The following is a 24,900-nucleotide window of genomic DNA, read 5'->3' as shown; positions in this document are numbered from 1 at the left end:
GCCAAAGGTCGAGAATCCATGCACCGCACCGCGAACAGGCCCGTCACCGTGGAAGCACACCGGGACAAGGTCCGCGCGCTGCTGGCGCCGCTTTCCGCCCGCGTTGACACAGTGCCGCTCCGCGAAGCGCTCGGCCGCGGACTGGCCGCCGACATTACGGCCCCGTTGGACCTTCCGCCCTTCGCCAACTCGCAGATGGACGGCTTCGCCATCCGCAGCGCCGACGTGCCCGCCGGCGGCACCGAACTGAGCGTCGCGGCCCCGGTCCCGGCCGGCGCCCGGCCCGCCGAACTGGCCCCCGGCAGCGCCGCGCCCATCATGACCGGCGCCATGATCCCGCCCGGGGCGGACGCCGTCGTCCCCATTGAACAGGCCGTCCCCGATTCCTTCCCCGTCCCCGGGGGAGCCGCCACCGTGCGCCTGCCCGCGACGCCGGCGGGGACTTTCGTCCGCGATGCCGGCAGCGACATTGCCGCCGGGGCGCAAGCCCTCGCCGCCGGGACCTTCCTCGGCCCCGGGCAGCTGGGGCTGCTGGCCGCGCTGGGCCTGAGCGAGGTGCCGGTGCACGCCGTGCCAAGGGTCCTGCTGGTCACCACCGGCGACGAAGTCGTGGAACCCGGCAGCCCGCTGCAGCCCGGCAAAATCTACGATGCCAACGGCACCCTGCTCGACTCGGCGCTGCGCCAGGCCGGCCTCCGCGTCACCCGCACCGGCATCTCGGCCGACAACCCCGAGGAGCTTGCGGCGCTGCTGCGCCGGCACGCGCCGGAGGTGGACCTGATCGTCACCACCGGGGGAGTCAGCAAGGGCGCCTACGAGGTGGTCCGGCAGGCGCTGGCCGGCCACGACGTCGAGTTCGGCGGCGTGGCGATGCAGCCGGGCGGCCCGCAGGGCATCGGCACCTTCGACGGCGTTCCCGTCCTTGGATTCCCGGGCAACCCGGTCAGCTGCCTCGTTTCCTTCGAAATGTTCCTTCGGCCCGTGCTGGCGGAACTGTTCGGCTCGCCCGCGCCGCGGACCGTGGTGCGGGCCCGGCTGGCCGAAGCACTGACTTCCCCCGAGGCCAAGCACCAGGTGCGGCGCGGCACCCTCGGCCCCGACGGTATCGTCCGGTTGGAAGGAGGCACGGGATCCCACCTGGTGCACGCCCTGGCGCATTCCAACGCGCTCGTGCACATCCCGTGGGGAACCGCGGCGCTCGCCGAGGGCGACGAGGTGGAAGTATGGATGCTGTGAACCCAGCAGATAACCCAGATAAGCCCGTGCTGACCCATCTCCGGCAGGACGGCACCGCCCAGATGGTCGACGTGTCGAATAAGGCCGAGACCACGCGGGAGGCCACCGCTACGGCCACGGTCAACAGCACCGCCGAGGTCCTGGCCCTGCTCGGTGCCGGCGAATTGCCGAAGGGGGACGCGCTGGCCGTCGCCCGGGTCGCCGGGATCCTCGCCGCCAAAAAGACCCCGGACCTGATTCCGCTCTGCCACCCGCTGCCGATCACCAAGGTGACCGTCGATTTCGAGCTCGACGCCGAGTCGGTCACCGTGTTCGCCACGGTCAAAACCCGCGGCGTGACCGGCGTGGAGATGGAAGCACTCACGGCTGTCTCCGTGGCTGCGCTGAGCGTGTACGACATGATCAAGGCCGTGGACAAGCACGCGGTCCTCACGGACATCAAGGTGCTGGCCAAGAGCGGCGGCAAGAGCGGGGACTGGACACTGTGAACACCACCGAACCGCACCGCCACGGCGAAGCCACCGGCCGGAAAGCCGGCATCGTGATCGCCTCCACGCGCGCGGCGGCCGGGGTCTACGAGGACCTCACCGGCCCCGTCATCGCGGACTGGCTGACCGAACACGGCTTCGAGCCGTTTCCCGCGATGGTGGTGCCCGACGGCGAACCCGTCGGCGCCGCCCTGCGCGCGTTGCTGACCCAGCACCCCGCCGTCATCATCACCAGCGGGGGCACCGGCCTCAGCCCAACCGACGCCACCCCGGAGCAGACGCTGCCGCTGCTGGACCGCGAGATCCCCGGGATCATGGAAGGCCTGCGGAGCGCGGGCACGGCCAAGACGCCGACCGCCATGCTGAGCCGGGGCCATGCTGGCGCCGCCGGCAGCACCTTCATCGTCAATCTCCCCGGGTCCCCGAAGGGCGTCATGGACGGCCTGGGCGTGCTGGACCCGATCATCGGACACCTCTGCGACCAGCTGGAAGGCAGCCATGGACACTGAATCCGGCTTTGAAATCGTGCACGCCGTCCTCAGCGCCCAGCCCATCTCGGTGGATCAGGCCATTGCCGCGGTCGAATCGGATACGGCCGGCGCCGTGGTGAGCTTCAGCGGCGTCGTCCGCAACCACGACGGCGGCAAGGCCGTGCAGCGGCTCAGCTACAGCGCCCATCCCACGGCGAACCAGGTGCTGGCAGACGTCGTCGCGCAACTGGTTGCCGAACATTCGGCAACCGGGGCCGAGGGGCTTGACCAGCCGGTCCGGATCTGGGCCGCGCACCGCATCGGGCCGCTGGAGATCGGAGATCCCGCCCTGGTCTGTGCCGTCTCCGCTGCCCACCGCGGCCAGGCCTTCGCGGTGTGCGCCGAGCTTGTGGACCGGATCAAGGAGCAGGTTCCGATCTGGAAGGAACAATTCTTCACCGACGGCACCGTCGAGTGGGTCGGCGCGGGCGGCTAGATTCGTCGGTGGGAGTGGTTGGAGCGAAGGTAACGCACCCGACCCGGTTCCAGCCGGGACCCACCCCGGCGGTAGGGTTGATGCCATGACCGAACAACTCGCCGTCGCCGTCCTGGGCGCCAACGGGCGCATGGGCGCCGAGGCCGTCAAGGCCGTGGATGCCGCCGAAGACCTGAAGCTCGTGGCGGCCCTGGGCCGGAACGATTCCCTCGACAAATTGGTGGACGCCGGCGCCCGCGTTGTGGTGGACCTGACCGTGCCCGAAAGCACGGAAGCAAACGTCCGCTTCGCCGTCGAACACGGCATGCACGCAGTGGTCGGCACCACCGGCTGGGACGCCGACCGGCTGGCCCGGCTCGAAGCCCTCCTGGCCGGCCAGTCCGGCGTCGGCGTCCTTATCTCCCCGAACTTCGCCCTTGGCTCGGTTCTGGCATCTGCCTTCGCAGCCAAAGCGTCCCGCTATTTCGAATCGGTCGAAATCATTGAACTGCACCACCCGGACAAGGTTGACGCCCCGTCCGGTACCGCCGTCCGCACCGCCCAGCTGATCGCCGCCGAGCGCGCCGACGCCGGTGTCGCGGCGAGCCCGGATGCCACCACGAGCGAACGCCCCGGGGCGCGCGGCTGCGAGGTCGACGGCGTCCGGGTCCACAGTGTCCGGCTGCGCGGCCTGGTGGCGCACCAGGAGGTCCTGCTGGGCGGGCCGGGGGAGCAGCTGACCTTCCGGCACGATTCCTTCGACCGTGCCTCCTTCATGCCCGGCGTGCTGCTGGGCGTCCGCAACGTTGCGGCGCACCCGGGGCTCACGGTGGGCCTGGACGGCTACCTGGACCTGGGCCTCTGATGGCCAACGTTCTGGCGACCTTCAAGGCCAACCGCACCAAGATCTGGGTGGGCGCGGTGACGCTCCTGCTGGTCTTCTATCTGGTGGTATCGCTGCAGCGTTCGGTGCTGCTGCTCTCCGATGCGAACCTCGTGGCCAAGGCCCTCGGCCTGGCCTACCTCGTGCTGCCGATTGTGGGGGCCTGGGCGCTGGTCAGGGAGCTCTTGTTCGGTGCCCGGACCGAACGGCTGGCCAAGATCCTCGAAGCGGAAGGCGGCCTGCCGGAGGACACCCTGCCGCGCACGCCCGCCGGCCGGATCATCCGCGAGGCCGCGGACCTGGAGTTCGAAAAGTACCGCGCGGAAGCCGAGGCTGCGCCGGAAGACTGGCGCTCCTGGTTCCGGCTGAGCTGCGCGTACGACGCCGCCGGGGACCGCAAGCGCGCCCGCGCCTCGATGCGCGACGCCGTACGGATCTTCCGCGCCGGTTCAACCAAGACCGGGGCCTAGCCCCTCAGCGTTGCCTTGCCCAGCGCCCATGGCCCAGCTGGTTCGCGCCGTGACCGAGCAATTCCAGCGGACCACGCCAGGACTGTGCCGCGAAGACTCCGCCAATGACCAGGGCGGCAACGGCCTGCGCCCAGTACACGCCTTCCACGGTCCAGCCGGCCGGAAGAGGGTGCCCGTGCAGGGACGCCATCACGCACACGTGCGCCGTATACAGGCTGAGGGTCATGGCACCGGCACCGCGGAACGGGAGCAGCAGGTCCAGCTGCACCCAGTCGGCGAGCCGTCCCAGCAACAGGCAGAAACCCACCACCGCGGCCGCGACGCCGGCAGTGTGCAACAGGTCCAGCGTGGTGCCCGAGTGCGGGGCGCTTGAGGCCAGCCACCAAACGGAACCGGACTGGTCGATGCCTGCCAGGTTCACCTGCAGCAGGCTTGCCAAGGGATAGTCAGGATCGCCAATCTGTTCCTGCAGCGCCGCCCGGCCGCCCCAGTCCTCCATCATCACTACGCTCAGCCATTTGGCGAGAACCGCGGCGACGCTGCCGGCGGCCAGCAGCAGCCAGGGAACAGCCGCCGTCGCCAGCGCCAGCCGGCCGATCGCCAGTCCGATAAGCAGGTAGGCAAGCCACTGCAGAACAGGGTAGTAGCCGGTCAGGAACAAGTCGCCGAGCAGCCGAGCCGGAGTGCCCAGATCCTCCCAGCCGGGGTTGTGGCCGAGCTGCAGGGGAGGCTCGGCGGCCAACAGCCACGGCCGCAAGAGATAGGCCAGGACGGGGGTTGCCAGCAGCCAGGCCGCCGCCAAGGCCCAGAGGCGTTTCGCGCGGAGCCCGATGAACGGCAGCACACAGAGAAACAGCAAGGCGTAGTTGACCAGGATGACCGCGATGTTGACTTCCAGCCCGCCGAGGGAGAGGCCGACGGCGGCTACGACCAGGGCCCGGAGTGCGATGCCGCGGCGGGCGGCCCATAATTCTGCGCCCTCGAGGGGGCGCTCCTTTCCGGTGGCCAGCGCCAGGCCGATTCCGGCGAGCACGGCGAAGAGGGCAGCCGCGCGGCCCGAGAACGCCAGGCCGACCCAGGTTGGGGTGAGCTGCGCGTCGGCCCCAAAGGTGGGGAGCACGTGGGTCGCCATCATGCCGAGCAGCGCCAGCCCCCGGGCTGCGTCAACGCCCGTCAGCCGCGGCGCTGCCGCCTTGGCCCTGGCGGTCCTTGAAGTCGTTGCCGTACCGCGCGAGGTCATCGTCTGATCGTCTCACGTCCGGCAGGTTAGGACCCATCGCCGGGCTGGCATAACCGTGACTGGACAGGGCCAAGACAGTGCCAAGACAGTGCCAACACCGGGCCAACATAGCCCTTGTGTTCGAATATATGTTCGAATAATATGGCAGGCATGAACACTCCATCAGAGCCGGCACCATCCTCTCCTCATAAGTCAACTGGAGCCCTGGACGCCAACGGCGTCCTCAAGGCGATGAGTCCGGGCGTCGTGGACTTCCTCTTCCGGCGCCTGGTCGCGGGGGAGTCGGCCGAAGACATCCAGTGGCATCGGGAGGGTACGGCGCTGTCCGCGCAGATGCCCGGCGCCGAACTGGCCCGCCGGCTCGCCGACACGGACCTCGAGTCACTGACCCCGACGGAGCTGTTCCACTATGTCCGGGCCGCGCAGCGGTTGTCGGCCTGGGCGGAGGGGCTGCGCGAGGAGGCGGTAAGCCGTTATTGCGCCGTTCCGCCGACGCGTTCCGAGGCCCCGGCAGACGCTGCGCAGGAGGGCCGAATTTGACGCGCATCACTCCGCCGTCATTGTCCTAACAAGGCGCGGACAGGGTAACGTTTTTCCTATGGCTGACTCTGACATTCGCTCTTACACGTTTGGAACCCTCGTGACCGCCATGGTCACTCCGTTCACTAACGACGGTGAGGTCGACTATCAGCAGTCCGCAGAGCTGGCCAACAAGCTCGTCGACGAGGGCAATGACGCCCTCGTAGTCTCCGGCACCACGGGCGAAACTTCCACGCTGGAAGACGACGAAAAAGAGAAGCTGTTCCGTGTGATCGTCGACGCCGTGGGGGACCGGGCAAAGGTCATCGCCGGGACCGGCACCAACCACACCTCGCACTCGATCGAGATGGCAAAACGGGCAGCCAAGGCGGGCGCCCACGGCCAGCTGATCGTCACCCCGTATTACAACAAGCCGAGCCAGGCCGGAATCCAGGCCCACATCGAAGCCGTTGCCGATGCCGCGGACCTGCCCGTCATGGTTTATGACATCCCGGGCCGGGCCGGTGTGCCCATCCTGCCGGAAACCATGATCCGGCTTGCCGACCACCCCCGCATCATTGCCCTCAAAGACGCCAAGGCCGACTTCGCCGCCGTCACCCGCGTGATGGCAAACACGGACCTGGACGTCTATTCCGGCGACGACGGACTGACCCTGCCGTGGATGGCGGCCGGCGCAGTCGGGCTGGTCAGCGTCTCGGCGCACGTGGCCACCAAGCAGTACCGTGCGATGATCGATGCCGCACTTGCAGGCGATTTTGCTACCGCCCGCACCATACATTTCGAACTGGACCCTGTGGTCCGTGCAGTGATGACCCATATCCAGGGTGCTGTTGCTGCAAAGCAAGTTCTTAAGTGGCAGGGAGTCCTGTCCAACTCGGTTGTCCGTTTGCCCCTCGTGGAGCCGGGCGAAGCCGAGATCGAAACAATCCGCGAGGACTTGGCGGAAGCCGGGCTCGTCTTCTCCTGATCCGGCAACCTTGCCTGATCAGGCGCAGACACCCTGCTCCGCCTGGAAAGTAGTGCACTATGACCCAAACCGCCCTTCCCGGCCTTGTCACGCCGCCGAAACTGCCCAAGAACACCCTGCGGATCGTCCCGCTCGGCGGCCTCGGGGAGATCGGCCGCAACATGACGGTCTTCGAAATCGACGGCAAGCTGCTGATCGTTGACTGTGGCGTCCTCTTCCCCGAGGAAACCCAGCCCGGCGTCGACCTGATCCTGCCCGATTTCTCCTACATCGAGAACCGCATGGACGACATCGTCGCCGTCATCCTCACCCACGGCCACGAGGACCACATCGGCGCCGTCCCCTACCTGCTGCGCCTGCGCAACGACATCCCCATCGTCGGCTCCCAGTTGACCCTGGCCCTGATCGAAGCCAAGCTCCAGGAACACCGGATCAGGCCGAACACCCAGATCGTCACCGAGGGCCAGGTCCAGCAGCTCGGCCCCTTCGAATGCGAATTCGTGGCCGTCAACCACTCGATCCCGGATGCCCTCGCCGTCTTCCTGCGCACCTCCGGCGGCACCGTGCTGCATACCGGCGACTTCAAGATGGACCAGCTTCCCCTCGACGGCCGCATCACCGACCTGCGACACTTCGCCAAGCTCGGCGAAGAGGGCGTGGATCTGTTCATGTCCGACTCCACGAACGCCGACGTCCCCGGCTTCACCACCGCGGAGAAGGAGATCGGCCCCACCCTGGACCGGCTCTTCGGCCAGGCTTCCAAGCGCATCATCGTGGCCTCCTTCTCCTCGCACGTGCACCGCGTCCAGCAGGTCCTCGACGCCGCCGCGAACCACAACCGCAAGGTGGCCTTCGTCGGCCGTTCCATGGTCCGCAACATGGCCATCGCCGCGAAGCTCGGTTACCTCGAGGTCCCGGCCGGCATCCTCGTCGACATCAAGAACATCGACAACCTGCCGGACAACCGCGTGGTCCTCATGTCCACCGGTTCCCAGGGCGAGCCGATGGCCGCGCTGTCCCGCATGGCCAACGGCGACCACCGCGTCGTCGTCGGCCAGGGCGACACCGTGATCCTCGCCTCCAGCCTCATCCCGGGCAACGAGAACGCCGTCTTCCGCATCATCAACGGCCTGCTCAAGCTCGGCGCCGACGTCATCCACAAGGGCAACGCCAAGGTGCACGTCTCCGGCCACGCCGCCGCAGGCGAGCTCCTGTACTGCTACAACATCCTGGAACCGCTGAACGCGATGCCGGTGCACGGCGAAACGCGCCACCTGATCGCCAACGGCAAGATCGCCCTCGAATCGGGAGTCCCGGAGGAAAGCATCCTCCTGGCCGACAACGGCACCGTGATCGACCTCCGCGACCACCAGGCAGACATCGTCGGCCAGGTCGAGGTCGGCTTCGTCTACGTTGACGGCTCCAGCGTCGGCGAGGTCACCGAAGCGGACCTCAAGGACCGCCAGACCCTGGGCGACGAGGGCTTCATCTCGATCATCACGGTCATCCACCGCGCCACCGGCAAGGTCGTCTCCGGCCCGGAAATCCACGCCCGCGGCGTAGCCGAGGACGATTCGGTCTTCGACGAGATCATCCCCAAGATCAACGCCGCCCTGGAAGAAGCCGTCCAGAACCGCGACCACACCACGCAGCAGCTGCAGCAGGTCGTCCGCCGCGTCATCGGCACCTGGGTCAACCGCAAGCTGCGCCGCAAGCCGATGATCATCCCGGTGGTCCTCGAAGCGTAAGCGCCCGGGCCGCTCCGGCAAAAGGGCGCGGCATCAGAGCATCAGAGCATCACAGCAACGGCCTTCCCCGCCGGCGCCGCCCTCCGGCGGCGCCGGCGGGGAGGGCCGTTTTCGTTGCTTCGCTGCCTCCGGAAGAGCGGCTGCCGCGGGGGAGGGCAGCGGCCCCGGCGGTTCAACATGATCCCGCCCGCCCCGGAAATCCGCGGTTTTCGGCCAGGCGTCGGGTACCGTTGCGGGTATGGCGACACGCACCTCCTCCGCGCCTAGAGGCAACTCCAGCGGCAACTCACGCGGCACTTCCAAGAGCAACACCGGCGGCTCTTCGGGCCGCGGCTCCGGCGCAGCTGCGTCCAAAACCAGCCGTTCGCAGGGAACCGCGCGCACCCGGCAGCTTGCCGCCGTCGAACCGCATCAGCCCTGGCTCGTGCGGATCGTGGCCGGGGCCTGGCTGGGAATCGGCCACGTGGTGGGCGCCGGTATCCGCCGGATCGGCCACGACGTCAGCGACCTTGACCCGGCCGACCGCCGCGACGGTGCCGCGCTCTTCAACCTCGCGCTGGGCGTCTTCATTGCCACCTTCGCCTGGTGGGGTTTCCAGGGCTGGTTCCCGGATATGGTCTACGGGATTGTCAACGGAACCTTCGGCTGGATGTCCCTGCTGTTGCCGCTCATGCTTTTCGTCTGCGCGTTTCGCCTGTTCCGCCAGCCGGTCGACGGCCGCGGCAACAACCGGATCGGCATCGGCTTCCTAATCATGGCCCTGGCCGGCAGCGGACTGGCCCACATTATCGGCGGCCAGCCCACTGTCGCCGACGGCTTCGACGGGCTCCGCCGTGCCGGCGGCATGCTCGGCTACCTCGCCGCCGCGCCGCTGGCCACCATCCACCCGGCCGTACCGGTCGCGCTGTACAGCCTGCTCGCGTTCACCTCGCTGCTGATCGTCACGGCCACTCCCTTCGGTGCCATCCCGTCCCGGCTTCGCGGGGCCTACGAGCACCTGATGGGCATCGACCTGCAGGATTACGAAGAGACCGATGCCCACGACCGTAGCTACCTCTACGAAAACGACGCGCCCGCGCCTAAGAAGAAGCGCAAGCGCCTCTTTGGCAAGGACGACGACGGCGACGCCCGGCTGGAGGGCTACGTCGGCGACGAAGCTTTCGAGCACGCCGTCGTCGACGACGATGACGACGCTGCCCCTCCTGCCAAGGGAACGAAGGCAGGCAGCGCGGCCGCCAACAGCGTGGCCCCCGGGGTGCGACGCCCCACCCAGGCCGAAATCGCCGTCGAGAAGATCAAAGCGGCCCAAGGCCTTGGCAGCGCCGCGGCCGGCGGCGCAGCGGAGGGAGCCACCGAGGCGATCCCGCTCGTCACCCCCGGCATGGTGGCCGCAGGGTCCCTGAACCCAGCCGCCGGTGCCGTCGCGGGAGCGGGCACTGCCAAGGTCCCGTCGAACCCGGTCGCCCCGGCGCCGCCGCCCACCCCAATCCCGCAGCGCACCGAGCAGCTCTCGCTCGCCGGAGACGTCACCTACACGCTGCCGGCGTCGGACATGCTGACCCCGGGCTCCATCCCCAAGGAACGCACCGAGGCCAACGACGCGATCGTCGCCTCGTTGACCGAGACGCTGACCCAGTTCAACGTCGATGCGCAGGTCACCGGCTTCAGCCGCGGACCCACAGTCACCCGTTACGAGATCGAGCTGAATCCCGGCACCAAGGTGGAGCGCGTCACGGCGCTGTCCAAGAACATCTCCTACGCCGTCGCCAGCTCCGACGTCCGGATCCTCAGCCCCATCCCGGGCAAGTCCGCGATCGGCATCGAGATCCCCAACACGGACCGCGAGACTGTGTCCCTCGGAGACGTGCTGCGGAGCCAAAATGCCCGACGCACCGACCACCCGATGGTCATGGGCGTGGGCAAGGATGTCGAAGGCGGCTACGTCGTCGCCAACCTCGCGAAAATGCCGCACCTGCTCGTGGCCGGTGCCACCGGTGCCGGTAAGTCCTCCTTCGTGAACTCGATGATCACCTCCATCCTGATGCGCGCCACCCCGGATGAGGTGCGCATGGTCATGGTGGACCCGAAGCGCGTGGAACTGACCGCCTACGAGGGCGTCCCGCACTTGATCACCCCGATCATCACCAACCCCAAGAAGGCCGCCGAGGCGCTGCAGTGGGTGGTCCGCGAAATGGACGCCCGCTACGACGACCTCGCCAACTACGGCTTCAAGCACATCGACGACTTCAACAAGGCCGTCCGGGCCGGCAAGGTCCACCCGCCGGAGGGCTCCAAGCGCGTCATCCGCCCGTACCCGTACCTGCTGGTGATCGTGGACGAACTCGCCGACCTGATGATGGTGGCCCCGCGCGACGTCGAAGACTCGATCGTCCGCATCACCCAGCTGGCCCGCGCCGCCGGCATCCACCTGGTGCTCGCCACGCAGCGGCCCTCCGTCGACGTCGTGACGGGCCTCATCAAGGCCAACGTCCCGTCCCGGATGGCGTTCGCCACCTCCTCCGTGACGGACTCCCGCGTGGTCCTGGACCAGCCCGGCGCCGAGAAGCTGATCGGCCAGGGCGACGCGCTCTTCCTGCCGATGGGAGCCTCGAAAGCGATGCGTGTGCAGGGCGCCTGGGTCACCGAATCCGAGATCCACAAGGTCGTCGAACACGTCAAGGGCCAGCTCAAGGCCGTGTACCGCGACGATGTTGCTCCCGAAGCGCAGAAGAAACAGATCGACGACGACATCGGGGACGACCTCGAGGTCCTGCTGCAAGCCACGGAGCTCGTCGTCACGACGCAATTCGGCTCGACGTCGATGCTGCAGCGCAAGCTCCGCGTCGGCTTCGCCAAGGCCGGCCGCCTGATGGACCTGCTGGAATCCAGGGGAGTGGTGGGACCCTCGGAGGGCTCCAAGGCCCGCGACGTCCTGGTCAAGCCGGACGACCTCGCCGCGGTCCTGGCCGCCATGAAGGGCCAGGACGGCCCTGTTGCCGCGGATTCGCATACGGCCGCACTGAGCGAGAACGCAAACGCCAACATCGCCCAGGGCGGCTACGCCGAGGACCTGGTGGCAGCCGACCTGGACAACCGCACCCAAAGCGTCGACTACTACGACGGCGCGGACGGCCCGGGGGACGACGACGAGGGTTCCGAGGACGCCTGGTCGCTCACCGGACGGTAGCCGGCAGCGAGACGGTAGCCTAGGAAGGTGACTAGCGCCGAAACCAACGCCGGGTCCGCCCCGCGGATCTGGAACCTGCCCAACATCCTCACGATGCTGCGGATCGCGCTGGTGCCCTTTTTCGTCTGGTTCCTCGTTGCCGACGCCCCCGGCCTGGACGCGCAGAACGGGCCGTGGCGTTGGGCCGCCGTCGTCGTCTTCGCGCTGGCAATATACACGGACAAGCTCGACGGCGACATCGCGCGCAGCCGCGGGCTGATCACCGACTTCGGCAAGATCGCCGACCCGATCGCGGACAAATTGCTGATCGGCTCGGCCCTGGTGATGCTTTCCCTGCTCGGCGAACTGCCCTGGTGGGTGACGGTCCTGATCCTCGTCCGCGAATGGGGCGTCACGGCGCTGCGCTTCTTCGTCATCCGCTACGGCGTCATCCCGGCGTCCCGCGGCGGAAAACTCAAAACCGTCATCCAGACCGCCGCGATCTTCCTCTATGTCATGCCACTTGCCTCGATCGCGCCCTGGTTGGGAATCCTGGCCTTCGTGGTCATGATGGCCGCCCTGGCCATCACCGTCTGGACCGGCGTCGAATATGTCGTTGAGGCCCTGAAGCTGCGCGCCAGCGGAATCCGGGCCCGGAATGAGCAGGTCCAGGAGGGGACGCCATGAGCAGCCAGCAGCCCGACACCCACCCGGGACCCCACCCGAACCTGCACCGCCTTGCGGAGCAGGCGGTGGGCCGGGCGATTGAGCTCGGGCTGACGGTGGCCACGGCGGAGTCGCTCACGGCCGGCATGGTGGCCGCGGTGCTGGCCGACACCCCCGGCGCGTCCGCCATGCTGAACGGCGGCGTGGTCGCCTACGCGAATTCCGTCAAGGCCGACATCCTGGGCGTGTCCCGCGAACTCCTCGACGCCGCCGGCTCGGTGGACGGCCAGGTCGCCGCGGCGATGGCCTCCGGCGCGCGGACCGCGTGCCGGGCCGACGTCGCCGTGGCCACTACCGGTGTGGCGGGACCGGAACCGCACGACGGCAAGGCTGTGGGGACGGTTTTCATCGGCCTCGCCACGGCGGAAGGCGCGACGTCGTTCGCCTACCACTTCGAGGGGAGCCGCCAGGAAATCCGGGCGCTGGCCTGCGGAGCCGCCCTGGAACGCCTGCTCGAAGCCCTGTCGCCGGCAAGCTACCGCAGGTAAAGTTGCCGGGAACAAAAGTTGATTCCGAATAGTTGTTACATTGTGTCGCCCCGGAATAAGGGTGGCGCCTAGGATGAAATCATCACGACGTTCGCACTCAACCGCGAACTTCACAAACGAGGGAGCAAGGCGATACAGATGGTAAAGCAGCCCGTATCCGTAAACGGCGTTGTCCGCTGGAAGGATGTGGGCCTCGCCGATCAGGCAAAGAGCGAACAGAAGGAGCGCAAGATGGTTGTACTTCGTCACGAAATCGGTGATGTCCTGCGCGATGTCCGCCAGCGCCAAGGCCGTACCCTCCGCGAAGTCTCGCACAGTGCCCGTGTATCCCTGGGCTACTTGAGTGAAGTGGAACGCGGCCAGAAGGAAGCCTCTTCGGAGCTGCTCTCCTCGATCTGCTCGGCCCTCGACGTCCCGCTGTCCAGCATGCTCCGCGAAGTCAGCGACCGCGTCGCCGTGGCCGAGGGCGTAGCAGTTCCGGACACCGTGCCGCAGGAGTTCTCGCAGCGCTACGGCCGCGACCTGGACCGGGAACTCAACAGCGAGCTGAACGACGAGCTGGCCACCGGCCTGCTCTCCGGGGCCCGCTAGCCCCCAAACGATCAAAAAGAAAGGTCCCCGGCGGTGTGCCGGGGACCTTTTCCGTGTCCGGGTTCTTCGGTGCCCGTGCCGTCCGTGCCTGAGCTGCCCGTGGGTCTTGAGGCGACGCTTACCGGGACGCGGCTACGCGCCGTCGTCCCGCGGGAAGCCGTCGCGTTCGTAGCTGGCGTTGAGCTTCGCCATGTACCCGGCGAAGGCCTCTAGTTCGCCGGCAGGCCATTCCGCCAGCCGTTCGCGGAAGACCTCGCGCCGCGCATCCTGGACCAGGTGCATCTTCTCCTCGCCCTTGGCCGTCAGGCTGATGGCCTGGGCGCGGCCGTCGAGCGGGTCCGCTGCCTTTGATACCAGGCCGAGGCCCTCAAGGAAGGCGACCTGCCGGCTCACCGAGGGCTTGCCGACGCCGATGCACGAGGCCAGTTCGGTCAACCGGATGGGACCCTTCGTCCGAAGGACCGACAAGAGCCCGTAGGCCGCAGGCTCCATCTCAGGATGCACCTGGCGGGAGAGCTGCTGCGACATGGAACGGGCACGCCGCCACAGCAGGCTCAGTTGGCGTTCGACGGCGGCCAGCGCCGCCTCCGTAGCGGGTTCGCTAGTCCCGGAATCTGGCGCCGGCTCCGGGGCGGCGTCGCTAGGGTTGCTCATAGCAACCATTCTAGGGTCCGCGAACGTGAGAGACTTTATCGGTGAGGATCAGCGACTTTTGGCGGCTAATGGACGACGAGTTCGGGGCGGGATATTCCCGCGTCCTCAGCGGCTCCCTGGTGCTGGCGGGTGTCGGCGGACGCACCGCTGACCAGGCCCTGAGCGCCGGTGTGCCGCCCAAGCAGGTTTGGCTGGCGGTCTGTGATGTCCAGGATGTGCCTGCCGAGCGACGGCTGGGCCGGGACATCAAGCCGCGCTGACGGATGCCTGCCCGGGCCGCGATACGCAACGACCGGGTCCAAGTGGCGAGGCCTGACACGCCGCCGGATTGTTCGAATATCTGTTCGGGTCGGGCTATGCTTTTTTCAGAGCGTTTTCCACATACGCGACGGCGGCGGCAACTTTGTCAGTGCCTGCCACTAGCGTCAGGAATGACATAACAACGGCCGCGACGGCCACTCTCCAGCGAGAAAGTATTAGAGGTGTGAATCATGGCCGCAGCCCCGGATCGCCAGAAGGCGCTCGACGCAGCGCTAGCCCAGATTGACAAGCAGTTCGGCAAGGGCTCGGTCATGCGCCTGGGCGACGAAGTCCGCGCGCCCATCGAAGTCATCCCCACCGGCTCCATCGCACTGGACGTGGCCCTCGGAATTGGCGGCCTGCCCCGCGGCCGCGTCGTGGAGATCTACGGTCCTGAATCCTCCGGTAAGACCACTGTCGCCTTGCACGCCGTGGCCAACGCCCAGCGCCAGGGTGGCATCGCGGCCTTCATCGACGCCGAGCACGCCCTCGATCCTGAATACGCCGCCAAGCTCGGCGTCGACACGGATGCGCTTTTGGTTTCCCAGCCGGACACCGGCGAGCAGGCGCTCGAAATCATGGACATGCTGGTCGGCTCCGGCTCCCTGGACATCGTGGTCATTGACTCCGTCGCCGCACTGGTGCCGCGCGCCGAAATTGAAGGCGACATGGGCGACAGCCACGTCGGCCTGCAGGCGCGCCTGATGAGCCAGGCGCTGCGTAAGATCACCGGCCGGTTGAGCCAGACCAAGACCACCGCCATCTTCATCAACCAGCTGCGCGAGAAGATCGGCGTGTTCTTCGGCTCCCCGGAAACCACCACGGGTGGTAAGGCGCTGAAGTTCTACGCCTCGATCCGCATCGACGTCCGCCGCATCCAGACCCTGAAGGAGGGTGCGGACTCGGTCGGCAACCGGACCAAGGCGAAGATCGTCAAGAACAAGATGGCTCCGCCCTTCAAGATCGCCGAGTTCGACATCATCTACGGCCAGGGCATCTCCCGCGAGGGCGGCATCATCGACATGGGCGTCGAGCACGGCCTGATCAAGAAGTCCGGCTCCTGGTTCACCTATGACGGAGACCAGCTCGGCCAGGGCATGGAGAACTCCCGCCGCTTCCTGCGCGACAACCCTGAACTCGCCGCGGAACTCGAGCGCCTGATCAAGGAGAAGCTCGGCGTCGGCGTCAAGGCAGCCGACCCGGAGGAATCACCGAAGCTGAAGGCCGTTGACGGCTTCTAACAGCCGGGCCTCCGCTAAAGGACGGCGCAAGGGGTCAGGATTCTCTTCCACGAATCCTGGCCCCGGCGTCGTTGACGGCTTCGGCGGCCAGCAGCGGACCGGGCCTCCCGCTCCGGAGCAGGACGCCGACGCCGATCCCGCGGCCGTGGCCCGCGCGGTCGTGCTGCGGCAGTTGACCAACTCGCCGAAAAGCCGGTTGCAGCTCACCCGCAAACTTGCCGAGCGCAATATCCCGGAAGACGTGGCGGAGGCCGTGCTCGACCGCTTTGAAGAGGTCCGTCTGGTCGACGACGCCGAGTTCGCCGAGATGTGGGTGCGGAGCCGTTCCCAGACCCGGAAACTGGCCAAGGGCGCGCTGCGCCGGGAATTGGTCGAAAAGGGCATTGCCCAGGAGACCGCGGCGGTGGCCCTTGAGCAGCTCAGCGACGAAGACGAGGAAACCGCGGCCCGGGAACTCGTGGAACGTAAGCTGCGCAACGCGCGCGGGCTGGAAGACCGTGCGGAGCGGGACAAGGTGGTCCGCCGGCTGGCGTCCATGCTCGCGCGCAAGGGCTACCAGCCGTCGCAGGCTTTCCGGATCGTGGGGGAGGCCGTAGACGCGGCCATCGAGGAGCGGGACGCCGAGGCCTGACGCGGCCCCCGGCAGCTGGCGCGCGCGAATGCCGCCACGCCGAACCGGTACCCTTAACAGGTGAGTTTGACCATCCCTTCCCCCGCCGCCGGCGGAGCCCCCTTCCCGGCTGAGACTGCCCCGGCCCGTACCTACCAGGTGCGGACGTTTGGCTGCCAGATGAACGTGCACGACTCCGAGCGCATGTCCGGAATGCTCGAAGCGGCCGGCTACGTCCGCTCCGACGGCAAACTGGCGGACGTCGTCGTCTTCAACACCTGCGCGGTCCGGGAGAACGCCGACAACAAGCTCTACGGCAACCTCGGCATCCTGCGCCCCGTGAAGGAGGCCAACCCGGGCATGCAGATCGCCGTCGGCGGCTGCCTGGCGCAGAAGGACCGGGAAACCATCCTGAAGAAGGCGCCCTGGGTCGACGCGGTGTTCGGAACCCACAACGTCGGCGCCCTGCCCGCACTGCTGGATCGTGCACGCCACAACGACGAGGCGCAGCTGGAGATCCTGGAATCGCTCGATGTATTCCCCTCGACGCTGCCGACCAAGCGCGACTCCGTCTACTCGGGCTGGGTCTCCATCTCGGTCGGCTGCAACAACACCTGCACGTTCTGCATCGTTCCCGCACTCCGCGGCAAGGAAAAGGACCGCCGGCCCGGGGACATCCTCGCCGAGATCCAGGCCCTCGTTGACGACGGCGCCATCGAGGTGACCCTGCTGGGCCAGAACGTGAACTCTTACGGCGTCGAGTTCGGCGACCGGCAGGCCTTCTCCAAGCTGTTGCGCGCCTGCGGCGAGATCCCCGGCCTGGAGCGCGTCCGGTTCACCAGCCCGCACCCGGCAGCCTTCACCGACGACGTCATCGATGCCATGGCCGAGACCCCGAACGTCATGCCGCAGCTGCACATGCCGCTGCAGTCCGGCTCGGACAAGGTGCTCCGGGAAATGAAGCGGTCCTACCGGTCCACTAAGTTCCTCGGCATCCTGGACAAGGTCCGGGAGAAGATTCCGCACGCCGCCATCTCCACCGACATCATCGTCGGATTCCCCGGCGAGACCGAGGAGGACTTCCAGGCCACGCTCGACGTCGTCGAAAAGTCCCGCTTCGCCACCGCCTTCACCTTCCAGTACTCCAAGCGGCCCGGCACCCCCGCCGCGGAGCTCCCGGAGCAGCTGCCCAAGGCCGTGGTGCAGGAGCGCTTCGAAAGGCTCACCGCCCTGCAGGACCGGATCGCCGCCGAGGAGAACGCCCGCCAGCTCGGCCGGCGCGTGGAGGTCATGGTGACCGCCCAGCAGGGCCGTAAGGCCGGGGAAACCCACCGCCTCTCCGGGCGCGCCCAGGACCAGCGGCTGGTGCACTTCTCCGTCCCGAACGGCGCCGAAACACCCCGCCCCGGCGATCTCGTCACGGTGACGGTCACGGAGGCGGCAGCGTTCCACCTCATCGCCGACCCGGCAACCGTGGACGATTACAGCCTCCGCCGCTCACGCGCCGGGGACGCCTGGGACCGGTCCCAGGCTGATTCCTGCGGCGCTCCGGCCCCCGGCGCAGCCGGTGCCAGGACCGGAGCCAAGTCCGGCGTGTCACTTGGCATGCCGAGCCTCCCCATCCGTACCCGCTAACGCCGTGGCCGCCTCCGTGCCCGGCGCCGCCGGAAGCCCGGGATCCACGCCGCCGGTCATCGCCGTCGTCGGGCCCACCGGATCCGGAAAGTCCGATCTTGCCGTGTCCCTGGCCCTGGCCCTCGACGGCGAGGTCGTCAACGCAGATGCCATGCAGTTCTACCGCGGCATGGATATCGGCACGGCCAAGATCACCATGGCCGAGCGCAGGGGAGTGCCCCACCATCTGCTGGACCTCATGGATGTGACCGAGGAGGCCAGCGTCTCGGACTTCCAGCAGCGGGCGCGGGCCGTGATTGCGGACATCCACGCCCGCGGCAAACGGGCGATCCTCGCGGGCGGCTCGGGCCTGTACGTCCGCGCCGCCCTGGACGTGCTCGAATTCCCCGGCACCGACCCCGCCATCCGGCGCCGCCTCGAAGCCGAAGAAGCAGCAACAGGACTCGCCCCGCTGCGGGCGAAGCTGGAACTCGTCGACCCGGTCTCCGCCGGTCGGCTGGGGGATGCCCGCCGTGTCATCCGCGCCCTCGAGGTCTACGAATTGACCGGGCGGCCCTTCAGCTCCTTCATGCCCACCCGGGAGTACTTCCAGTCGGCCGTGCAGATCGGGCTCGAGGTGGACCGCGAACAGCTGCGGGCACGCCTCGCCGACCGCGTCCACGCGATGGTGCAGCAGGGATTGCTGGCGGAGGTAAGGCGGCTCGACGGCCAGGGGCTGCGCCGCGGCAAGACCGCCTCGCGTGCCTTGGGCTATGCCCAGTTCCTCAAAGTCGTTGACGGGGAATCGGACCCGGAGCAGGCCGCGGAGGAGACAATCGTCGCGACCCGGCAGTTCGCCCGGCGCCAGCTCACCTGGTTCCGCGCCGACCCGCGGATCAGCTGGCTTGACTGGAAGGATCCCGAACTGCTGGAGAAGGCTACCGCCCTGTCCCGCTAAAGGGGGCACCGCCCCAACGCTGGGCGCCGCTCCGCCCGCCGCCGGCCCAGTGTCACGGTTCTGTCCCGCCCCGGCCGGAACGGTAACCTTGGAGCATGGACGAAACCCTGGCCCCGGCCGCTGACCACCCCGCTGCCGCAGACACGGCTGCCCTCCGCGGCCTGAAGTTCTCGAAGGGCCACGGAACCGGCAACGACTTCGTCCTGATTGCGGACCCCAACGGCGCCCTCTCCGTCACCCCGGAGCAGGTCGCGGCCCTGTGCGACCGCCATCGGGGGATAGGCGCCGACGGACTCATCCGCGCCGTACCCTCCCGGCTGCTCGCCGAAGGCCGGGAGCTGCTGGCCGACCACCCCGGCGCCGAATGGTTCATGGACTATCGCAACGGTGACGGCTCGCTTTCGGAGATGTGCGGCAACGGCGTCCGCGTCTTCGTTCACTTCCTGATCAACGAGGGGCTCGTCGACCTGCCTGCCGGCGAATCGCTCATCATCGGAACCCGCGGCGGCGTGAAGACCGTGGTCCGCACCGCCTCCGGCTACGCCGTGGACATGGGCCCCTGGGAGTTCATCTTCCCGGGCGAAGCCACCGCGCGGGCCATGGATTCGCTGGTCAGCGCCGTCGGACTGGAAGTCGCCAGGCCCGCGCTCTCCGTCAGCATGGGAAACCCGCACACCGTCGTCGCGCTGGCGGAACTCGCCGAGCTGGACGCCACCGAGCTGTTCAGGGCACCCCGGGTCGATCCGGTGCCGCCGCACGGAACCAACGTCGAGTTCGTCGTGCCGTCCGAGCCGCTCGTTCACGACGGCGTCGGGGCCATCACCATGCGCGTGCACGAACGGGGAGTGGGGGAGACCCTGTCCTGCGGGACCGGCGCCTGCGCCGCCGCAGTAGCGATCCGGCACTGGGCCGGCCAGGGCGCCCCGGACACCTGGAACGTCATGGTTCCCGGCGGCGTCGTCGGCGTGAAGTTCTTCCTCGCCGCGGACGGCCACGAGCACGTGGAGCTCAGCGGCCCCGCCGTGATTGTCGCTAGTGGGACGCTTTCCTGACGCGCAGGATGCGGAAGGACTTTGACGTGCTCTCGCGCGTGACCGTGAAGCTGCTGTCCAGCTCCGCCGCGAGCCAGCGCTGAAGCGAATCCGAACCAAGGTTCTTTTGCACCACCAGCCAGGCCGAGCCGCCCGGGGCAAGCCGCGGCAGCCAGAGCAGCAGCAGGGCGTGGAGTTCGTCCTTGCCAATCCTGATCGGCGGGTTGGACCAGATCGTGTCGAAACGCAATTCCGGGTCGACGTCCCCGGGTGCGCTGGCGGTGACATTCTGCAGCCCCAACAGGGCCGCATTCTCATTCGTCAACGCCAGGCAGCGCTCGTTCACGTCCACCGCGTAGACCCGGGCATGGGGCGCCTTCAGGGCCATGGTCAGCGCGATCGGCCCCCAGCCGCAACCGATGTCCAGCAGGTTCCCCTGCGGTGACGGTGCCGGGACGTCCGCAAGCAGGACGGCGGTTCCCTTGTCGATGCCGTCCGGGCTGAAGATTCCGGAGGAAGTCTGCAGTTGCCGCTGCTCGCCGGCAAGCTCCACGGTCAGTGGCTTGCGGGTGAACGGCCCGGCGGGCTGGGCGCTGAAATAGTGTGCAGACTCCATAACTGGCCAGATTAGTTGGCGGTCCGGCGGTATGGGAAACCGGCCGTGGCGCGCCGAGCCACGCCGAGGGCGCCGATGGGCGACCACACCGCCGCCACACCGCGATGCCGCGCCGGGGGCGCTGACAGGTCTGCTAACCTTAAATGCATGATCTTGAACTTCAAGTAGCCGGCGCGGGCCTTCGAATGCCCGTCCCCGCAGCGACGCAGGTAGTTACCTTCCGCTCAGTGCGCCCCCTCTGTGATGCAGTGCATCACCTGCCGGCGCTCGACCCGCTTGAAGTCAATCCGCAGAGGCCCAACAGTCCCGGGCTTGGCTAAGTGCTCAACGCCAGCAGGTGCAAGCGCTGAACGGACCGTAACTCCCCGCCAAACGGCGCCATCCAGCGCCATTTCCGTCCCTTAGCCATCGCTTCGCTCCCTTGTTCAGCGCATCTCCTAAAAGCGCTTCGCCAAGGGGACCCGTCCCGCCAGCGGCACCGCAGCCGCCAGGCATCCCAGGAGGCCCGGATGACCCAAAGTCGTCAGCCCAGCGCGAATACCGCGCCGCGAAACACCGAACAGCACTATCCTGAAGTTGCAGACCCTTCAAAGGAGACCATGACCAGTCAGCCCAACACCGGACCCGATTCAGCCGCCCAGGACATGAGTCCTGCGGAAATCCAAGCTGTCATCGACCGGATCCTCTCCAAAGACGCCCCTGCGACCAAGACCGGACGCAACGCCGACGCCGGACACCCCGGCGAGTCGAAGGCGGTGTTCGGCAAGGCCCAGGCGATTTCGCGGCTGGACGAGGAACACAGCAGCTACGACGGCGACCAGCAGGATCTGGAGGAGCGCCACGCGCTGCGTAGGACCGCCGGCTTGTCGACGGAACTCGAAGACGTCACCGAGGTCGAATACCGGCAGCTGCGCCTTGAACGCGTCGTGCTTGCCGGGCTTTGGACCGAAGGCACCCTGGCCGACGCCGAGAACTCCCTGCGGGAGTTGGCAGCCCTCGCCGAAACTGCCGGGTCAGAGGTCCTCGACGGACTCGTGCAGCGCCGGGCCAAGCCAGACCCGGGAACGTTCCTGGGCTCTGGCAAGGCCCAGGAGCTCAAGGACATCGTGATGTCCACCGGCGCCGACACGGTGGTGGTCGACGCCGAGCTCGCCCCGTCGCAGCGGCGCGGCCTCGAAGACATCGTCAAGGTCAAGGTCATCGACCGGACGGCCCTGATTCTGGACATCTTCGCGCAGCACGCCAAGAGCCGCGAGGGCAAGGCCCATGTGGAACTGGCGCAGCTCGAATACCTGCTCCCGCGCCTGCGCGGCTGGGGTGAGTCGATGTCCCGTCAGGCCGGTGGCCAGGTGGGCGGTGCCGGAGCCGGCATGGGTTCGCGCGGCCCCGGTGAAACCAAGATCGAGCTGGACCGGCGCCGGATCCGTACCCGGATGGCCAAGCTGCGGCGCGAAATTTCCGCGATGAAGCCGGCCCGGGAAACCAAGCGGGCCAACCGCCGTCGTAATGCCGTGCCGTCGGTGGCGATCGCCGGCTACACCAACGCCGGCAAGTCCTCGCTCCTGAACCGCCTGACCGACGCCGGCGTCCTGGTGGAGAACGCCCTGTTCGCCACGCTGGACCCGACGGTCCGTAAGGCCGAAACCTCGGACGGCCTGGGTTACACCCTCGCCGACACCGTGGGCTTTGTCCGCTCGCTGCCGACCCAGCTCGTGGAGGCCTTCCGCTCCACCCTGGAGGAGGTCGCCGACTCGGACCTGATCCTGCACGTGGTCGACGTCTCGCACTCCGACCCGGAGGGCCAGATCGCGGCCGTGCGCACGGTGTTCAGCGAAGTCGACGCCCGCAAGGTGCCGGAGATCATCGTCCTGAACAAGGCCGACGCCGCCGACCCGTTCGTGGTCGAACGGCTCAAGCAGCGCGAACCGCGCCACGTGGTGGTCTCTGCGCGCACCGGGGAAGGCATCCCGGAGCTGCTCAAGGCCATCAGCGAGGGCATCCCGCGGCCAAGCGTGAAGCTGGAGCTGATGATCCCGTACAACCGCGGGGACCTGCTTAGCAAGCTGCACGAGGCCGATGCGGAGATCATCAGCCTGGACCACGAGGAGACCGGCACCCGTGCCGTGGTGATGGTGCGCGAGGGACTCGCGGCCGAGCTGGATTCCTTCGTCAGCAATGACTGAACCAGCGGTGGCCGAAGAAGCCGCGCCGTCCAAGGGGAAGCCGCTTGGAAGCAGCCCGTCCGGCGAGCAGTTCGTAGTTGAACTGCTCGACCGGGCGGTCGCCGGCATGGGCGGCCAGAGCCGGGACGGCCAGCACGAAATGGCCCGCCAAGTGGCTCGCGCCATCGAAACGGGCGACCATTTGCTGGTCCAGGCCGGCACCGGCACGGGCAAGTCCTTGGCGTACCTGATTCCGTTGATCGCCCACTCGCTCGTCAGCGACAAGCCCACTCTGGTCTCCACCGCCACACTGGCGCTCCAGACCCAGATTGTCGGCCGGGACTTGCCGCGGCTGCTCAAAACCATCACTCCGGCCCTTGAACGACCGGTGAAGGTCGCACTGGTCAAGGGCCGCTCCAACTATGTCTGCCTGCATAAGCTCGAAGGCGGCTTCCCCTCCGAAGAACCGTCCGAAGGCCAGTTGTTCTCCCTCGGTGAGGACACTTCGGTGCCGCACTTCGCCGCCGCGATGGGAGGTCCGTCTTCGCAGCTTGGCAAGGAAATCGTCAGGCTCCGCGAATGGGCCGAAAACACCCAGACCGGGGACCGGGACGAGCTGATGCCGGGCGTTACCGACCGCGCTTGGCGGCAGGTCTCCGTCACCTCGATGGAGTGCCTCGGCGCGCAGAAGTGCCCGCTCGCCGCCGAATGCTTCAGTGAGCTCGCCCGCCAGAATGCTGCCGACGCCGATGTGGTGGTCACCAACCACGCCATGCTTGCGGTCAGCGCGTTCGAGGGCCTTGCCGTGTTGCCCGAGTACGACGTCGTGGTGGTGGACGAGGCCCACGAACTGCAGGACCGGGTCACCGGTGCCGTCTCCGGCCAGCTCTCGGTGGCCATGGTGCACGCCGCCGCCTCCGGTGCCCGCAAACACACCGGGATCACCGTGGATGCGCTCAACAATGCCGCCGCCAACCTTGAACTTGCCATTGAGGGCGTCCCCAGCGGCCTGATGCCGAACGGGCTGAACAGCGAACAGCTCGACTGTGTGGACCAACTGCGCGACGCCTGCCGCGCCGCGCTCTCCGATTCCAAGGGTGACAGCGCCAACACGGCCGACGGCGGCCGCCAGCTCGCGCGGTCGCGGCTGATGGTGATCCTGGAACTGTGCGAACGGCTCCTGGCCGCCAAAGAGAACCGCGAAGTGGTCTGGTTCTCCCGCAACAGCAGCTTCGACCCGCAACAGGGCTACTCGCAGCCTGATGACTCGGCGCCTGCCCTGATCAACATCGCCCCGCTCAGCGTGGCCGGCCGGCTCCGCGAGGGCCTGTTCGCCGACCACACGGTGGTGCTGACGTCCGCAACGCTGGCGATCGGTTCGGCCTTCGAGCCCGCGGCCGGGGGACTCGGCCTCGTGGGCCCCGGGGCCCCGAGCTGGACCGGCGTCGACGTCGGTTCCCCCTTCGAATATCCGAAACAAGGCATCCTCTACGTTGCCAAGCACCTGCCCAAGCCCGGACGCGGGACCTCCCCGGAAGCGCTCGATGAGCTCGAGAAGCTGATCCGCGCCTCCGGCGGCGGGGCGCTCTGCCTCTTCTCTTCCCGGCGGGCCGCCGAGGAGGCTGCCGAGGCGATGCGTCCCCGGCTGGGGCTCAGCATTCTCTGCCAGGGCGAATCGACCATGACCGCGCTCGTGAAGCAGTTCGCGGACGAGCCGGACACCTGCCTGTTTGGCACCATGTCGCTCTGGCAAGGCGTCGACGTGCCCGGGAACTCCTGCCGCCTCGTCGTGATCGACAGGATCCCGTTCCCGCGGCCCGACGATCCGCTGATGACTGCCCGCTCCCGCGCCGTGGCTCAGTCCGGCGGCAACGGCTTCATGAGCGTCTCGGCGACCCACGCGGCGATCCGCCTCGCCCAGGGCGCGGGCAGGCTGATCCGTTCGACGTCGGACAAGGGCGTTGTGGCCGTTCTGGACTCCAGGCTGTCCACCGAACGGTACGGCGCCTTCCTCCGGGCCGCGCTGCCGCCCTTCTGGCCCACTACCGACCCCTCGGTAGCCCTGGCCGCCCTCGACCGACTGGCCAAGGAAAGCCCCGCCAAGCAGTCCGCCAAGTAGGCGCCCGCATGCGGCCCGCAAGTAGCCCGCGCCAAGAGCCGTCCTGCACGCGTGAACGCGAGAGGCCCCGTCCGTAAATGGGACGGGGCCTCTTCGATGCAGGCTGG

Annotated in this window: 24 protein-coding genes; 21 read left to right on the top strand and 3 right to left on the bottom strand. The window is 68.0% G+C overall.

Features of this window, described 5'->3' with window-relative positions; translation table 11 throughout:
- The first annotated feature begins 18 nt into the window (after positions 1-18).
- From AC1DNC_RS15760 to AC1DNC_RS15735, 6 genes are all read left to right on the top strand, one after another.
- A complete protein-coding gene (locus AC1DNC_RS15760; RefSeq protein WP_476863475.1) occupies positions 19-1,236 on the top strand; it encodes a molybdopterin molybdotransferase MoeA in 1,218 nt (405 codons plus the stop codon).
- Entirely contained in the window at positions 1,224-1,724 is a 501-nt protein-coding gene (gene moaC, locus AC1DNC_RS15755) for a cyclic pyranopterin monophosphate synthase MoaC (protein ID WP_476863474.1), read from the top strand. Before AC1DNC_RS15760 ends, moaC begins: the two co-directional genes overlap by 13 nt.
- A complete protein-coding gene (locus AC1DNC_RS15750; RefSeq protein ID WP_476863473.1) occupies positions 1,721-2,233 on the top strand; it encodes a MogA/MoaB family molybdenum cofactor biosynthesis protein in 513 nt (170 codons plus the stop codon). Before moaC ends, AC1DNC_RS15750 begins: the two co-directional genes overlap by 4 nt.
- On the top strand, positions 2,223-2,690 hold the full coding sequence (locus tag AC1DNC_RS15745) for a molybdenum cofactor biosynthesis protein MoaE (protein WP_476863472.1): 468 nt from the start codon (positions 2,223-2,225) through the stop codon (positions 2,688-2,690). Before AC1DNC_RS15750 ends, AC1DNC_RS15745 begins: the two co-directional genes overlap by 11 nt.
- 85 nt (positions 2,691-2,775) lie before the next feature.
- A complete protein-coding gene (gene dapB / locus AC1DNC_RS15740) occupies positions 2,776-3,534 on the top strand; it encodes a 4-hydroxy-tetrahydrodipicolinate reductase (protein WP_476863471.1) in 759 nt (252 codons plus the stop codon).
- A complete protein-coding gene (locus AC1DNC_RS15735) occupies positions 3,534-4,022 on the top strand; it encodes a hypothetical protein (RefSeq protein ID WP_476863470.1) in 489 nt (162 codons plus the stop codon). Before dapB ends, AC1DNC_RS15735 begins: the two co-directional genes overlap by 1 nt.
- A 4-nt stretch (positions 4,023-4,026) precedes the next feature.
- Here the strand turns inward: AC1DNC_RS15735 and AC1DNC_RS15730 are convergent, their stop codons facing one another.
- Complete coding sequence (locus tag AC1DNC_RS15730; protein WP_476863469.1) at positions 4,027-5,262, bottom strand: heparan-alpha-glucosaminide N-acetyltransferase domain-containing protein; 1,236 nt, start codon at positions 5,260-5,262, stop codon at positions 4,027-4,029.
- A gap of 150 nt (positions 5,263-5,412) precedes the next feature.
- Here AC1DNC_RS15730 and AC1DNC_RS15725 point away from each other — a divergent pair, with 150 nt between their 5' ends.
- The 7 genes from AC1DNC_RS15725 to AC1DNC_RS15695 all read left to right on the top strand — a co-directional run bounded on the left by AC1DNC_RS15725 (position 5,413) and on the right by AC1DNC_RS15695 (position 13,488).
- Entirely contained in the window at positions 5,413-5,802 is a 390-nt protein-coding gene (locus AC1DNC_RS15725) for a hypothetical protein (protein WP_476863468.1), read from the top strand.
- A 58-nt stretch (positions 5,803-5,860) separates the two neighbouring features.
- Entirely contained in the window at positions 5,861-6,769 is a 909-nt protein-coding gene (gene dapA, locus AC1DNC_RS15720; protein WP_476863467.1) for a 4-hydroxy-tetrahydrodipicolinate synthase, read from the top strand.
- 59 nt (positions 6,770-6,828) lie between these two features.
- Positions 6,829-8,517 carry a ribonuclease J gene (locus AC1DNC_RS15715; RefSeq protein WP_476863466.1) on the top strand — a complete coding sequence of 563 codons (1,689 nt, stop codon included), beginning with the start codon at positions 6,829-6,831 and terminating at the stop codon, positions 8,515-8,517.
- A gap of 238 nt (positions 8,518-8,755) precedes the next feature.
- Positions 8,756-11,704, top strand: coding sequence for an FtsK/SpoIIIE family DNA translocase (locus AC1DNC_RS15710; protein ID WP_476863465.1), 2,949 nt, complete (start codon positions 8,756-8,758; stop codon positions 11,702-11,704).
- Positions 11,705-11,731: 27 nt separating this feature from the next.
- Positions 11,732-12,370, top strand: coding sequence for a CDP-diacylglycerol--glycerol-3-phosphate 3-phosphatidyltransferase (gene pgsA / locus AC1DNC_RS15705; protein WP_476863464.1), 639 nt, complete (start codon positions 11,732-11,734; stop codon positions 12,368-12,370).
- Positions 12,367-12,897, top strand: a complete 531-nt coding sequence (locus tag AC1DNC_RS15700; RefSeq protein ID WP_476863463.1) for a CinA family protein — start codon at positions 12,367-12,369, stop codon at positions 12,895-12,897. Before pgsA ends, AC1DNC_RS15700 begins: the two co-directional genes overlap by 4 nt.
- A gap of 138 nt (positions 12,898-13,035) precedes the next feature.
- On the top strand, positions 13,036-13,488 hold the full coding sequence (locus tag AC1DNC_RS15695) for a helix-turn-helix domain-containing protein (protein ID WP_476863462.1): 453 nt from the start codon (positions 13,036-13,038) through the stop codon (positions 13,486-13,488).
- A 132-nt stretch (positions 13,489-13,620) separates the two neighbouring features.
- Here AC1DNC_RS15695 and AC1DNC_RS15690 read toward each other — a convergent pair whose 3' ends face one another.
- Positions 13,621-14,142: a MarR family winged helix-turn-helix transcriptional regulator gene (locus AC1DNC_RS15690; protein WP_476863461.1), complete on the bottom strand. Its 522-nt coding sequence runs from the start codon at positions 14,140-14,142 to the stop codon at positions 13,621-13,623.
- Between the two features lie 41 nt (positions 14,143-14,183).
- Here AC1DNC_RS15690 and AC1DNC_RS15685 point away from each other — a divergent pair, with 41 nt between their 5' ends.
- The 6 genes from AC1DNC_RS15685 to dapF all read left to right on the top strand — a co-directional run bounded on the left by AC1DNC_RS15685 (position 14,184) and on the right by dapF (position 19,917).
- Positions 14,184-14,402, top strand: coding sequence for a DUF3046 domain-containing protein (locus AC1DNC_RS15685; RefSeq protein ID WP_476863460.1), 219 nt, complete (start codon positions 14,184-14,186; stop codon positions 14,400-14,402).
- Positions 14,403-14,633: 231 nt separating this feature from the next.
- Complete coding sequence (gene recA, locus AC1DNC_RS15680) at positions 14,634-15,683, top strand: recombinase RecA (RefSeq protein WP_476863459.1); 1,050 nt, start codon at positions 14,634-14,636, stop codon at positions 15,681-15,683.
- A 145-nt stretch (positions 15,684-15,828) separates the two neighbouring features.
- Positions 15,829-16,314: a regulatory protein RecX gene (locus tag AC1DNC_RS15675; protein ID WP_476863487.1), complete on the top strand. Its 486-nt coding sequence runs from the start codon at positions 15,829-15,831 to the stop codon at positions 16,312-16,314.
- Between the two features lie 60 nt (positions 16,315-16,374).
- Positions 16,375-17,928, top strand: coding sequence for a tRNA (N6-isopentenyl adenosine(37)-C2)-methylthiotransferase MiaB (gene miaB, locus AC1DNC_RS15670; RefSeq protein ID WP_476863458.1), 1,554 nt, complete (start codon positions 16,375-16,377; stop codon positions 17,926-17,928).
- Positions 17,929-17,932: 4 nt separating this feature from the next.
- Positions 17,933-18,865, top strand: a complete 933-nt coding sequence (gene miaA, locus AC1DNC_RS15665; protein ID WP_476863457.1) for a tRNA (adenosine(37)-N6)-dimethylallyltransferase MiaA — start codon at positions 17,933-17,935, stop codon at positions 18,863-18,865.
- Between the two features lie 95 nt (positions 18,866-18,960).
- Complete coding sequence (dapF, locus tag AC1DNC_RS15660) at positions 18,961-19,917, top strand: diaminopimelate epimerase (RefSeq protein WP_476863456.1); 957 nt, start codon at positions 18,961-18,963, stop codon at positions 19,915-19,917.
- On the opposite strand, the gene AC1DNC_RS15655 is transcribed toward dapF, so the two are convergent.
- Positions 19,898-20,512 carry a class I SAM-dependent methyltransferase gene (locus AC1DNC_RS15655; RefSeq protein ID WP_476863455.1) on the bottom strand — a complete coding sequence of 205 codons (615 nt, stop codon included), beginning with the start codon at positions 20,510-20,512 and terminating at the stop codon, positions 19,898-19,900. The two genes, dapF and AC1DNC_RS15655, sit on opposite strands and share 20 nt — an antisense overlap.
- Before the next feature lie 599 nt (positions 20,513-21,111).
- Between AC1DNC_RS15655 and hflX the strand changes: the two genes are divergently transcribed.
- Positions 21,112-22,695 (top strand): GTPase HflX, encoded by a 1,584-nt coding sequence (gene hflX / locus AC1DNC_RS15650; protein ID WP_476863454.1) that lies wholly within the window; start codon positions 21,112-21,114, stop codon positions 22,693-22,695.
- Positions 22,688-24,793, top strand: coding sequence for an ATP-dependent DNA helicase (locus AC1DNC_RS15645; protein WP_476863453.1), 2,106 nt, complete (start codon positions 22,688-22,690; stop codon positions 24,791-24,793). Before hflX ends, AC1DNC_RS15645 begins: the two co-directional genes overlap by 8 nt.
- The last annotated feature ends 107 nt before the right edge of the window (positions 24,794-24,900 follow it).

This window comes from Arthrobacter sp. 01N442 (assembly GCF_056399345.1).
The sequence above is the reverse complement of the archived record's forward strand: the minus strand, read 5'-3'. Positions and strand labels throughout refer to the sequence as shown.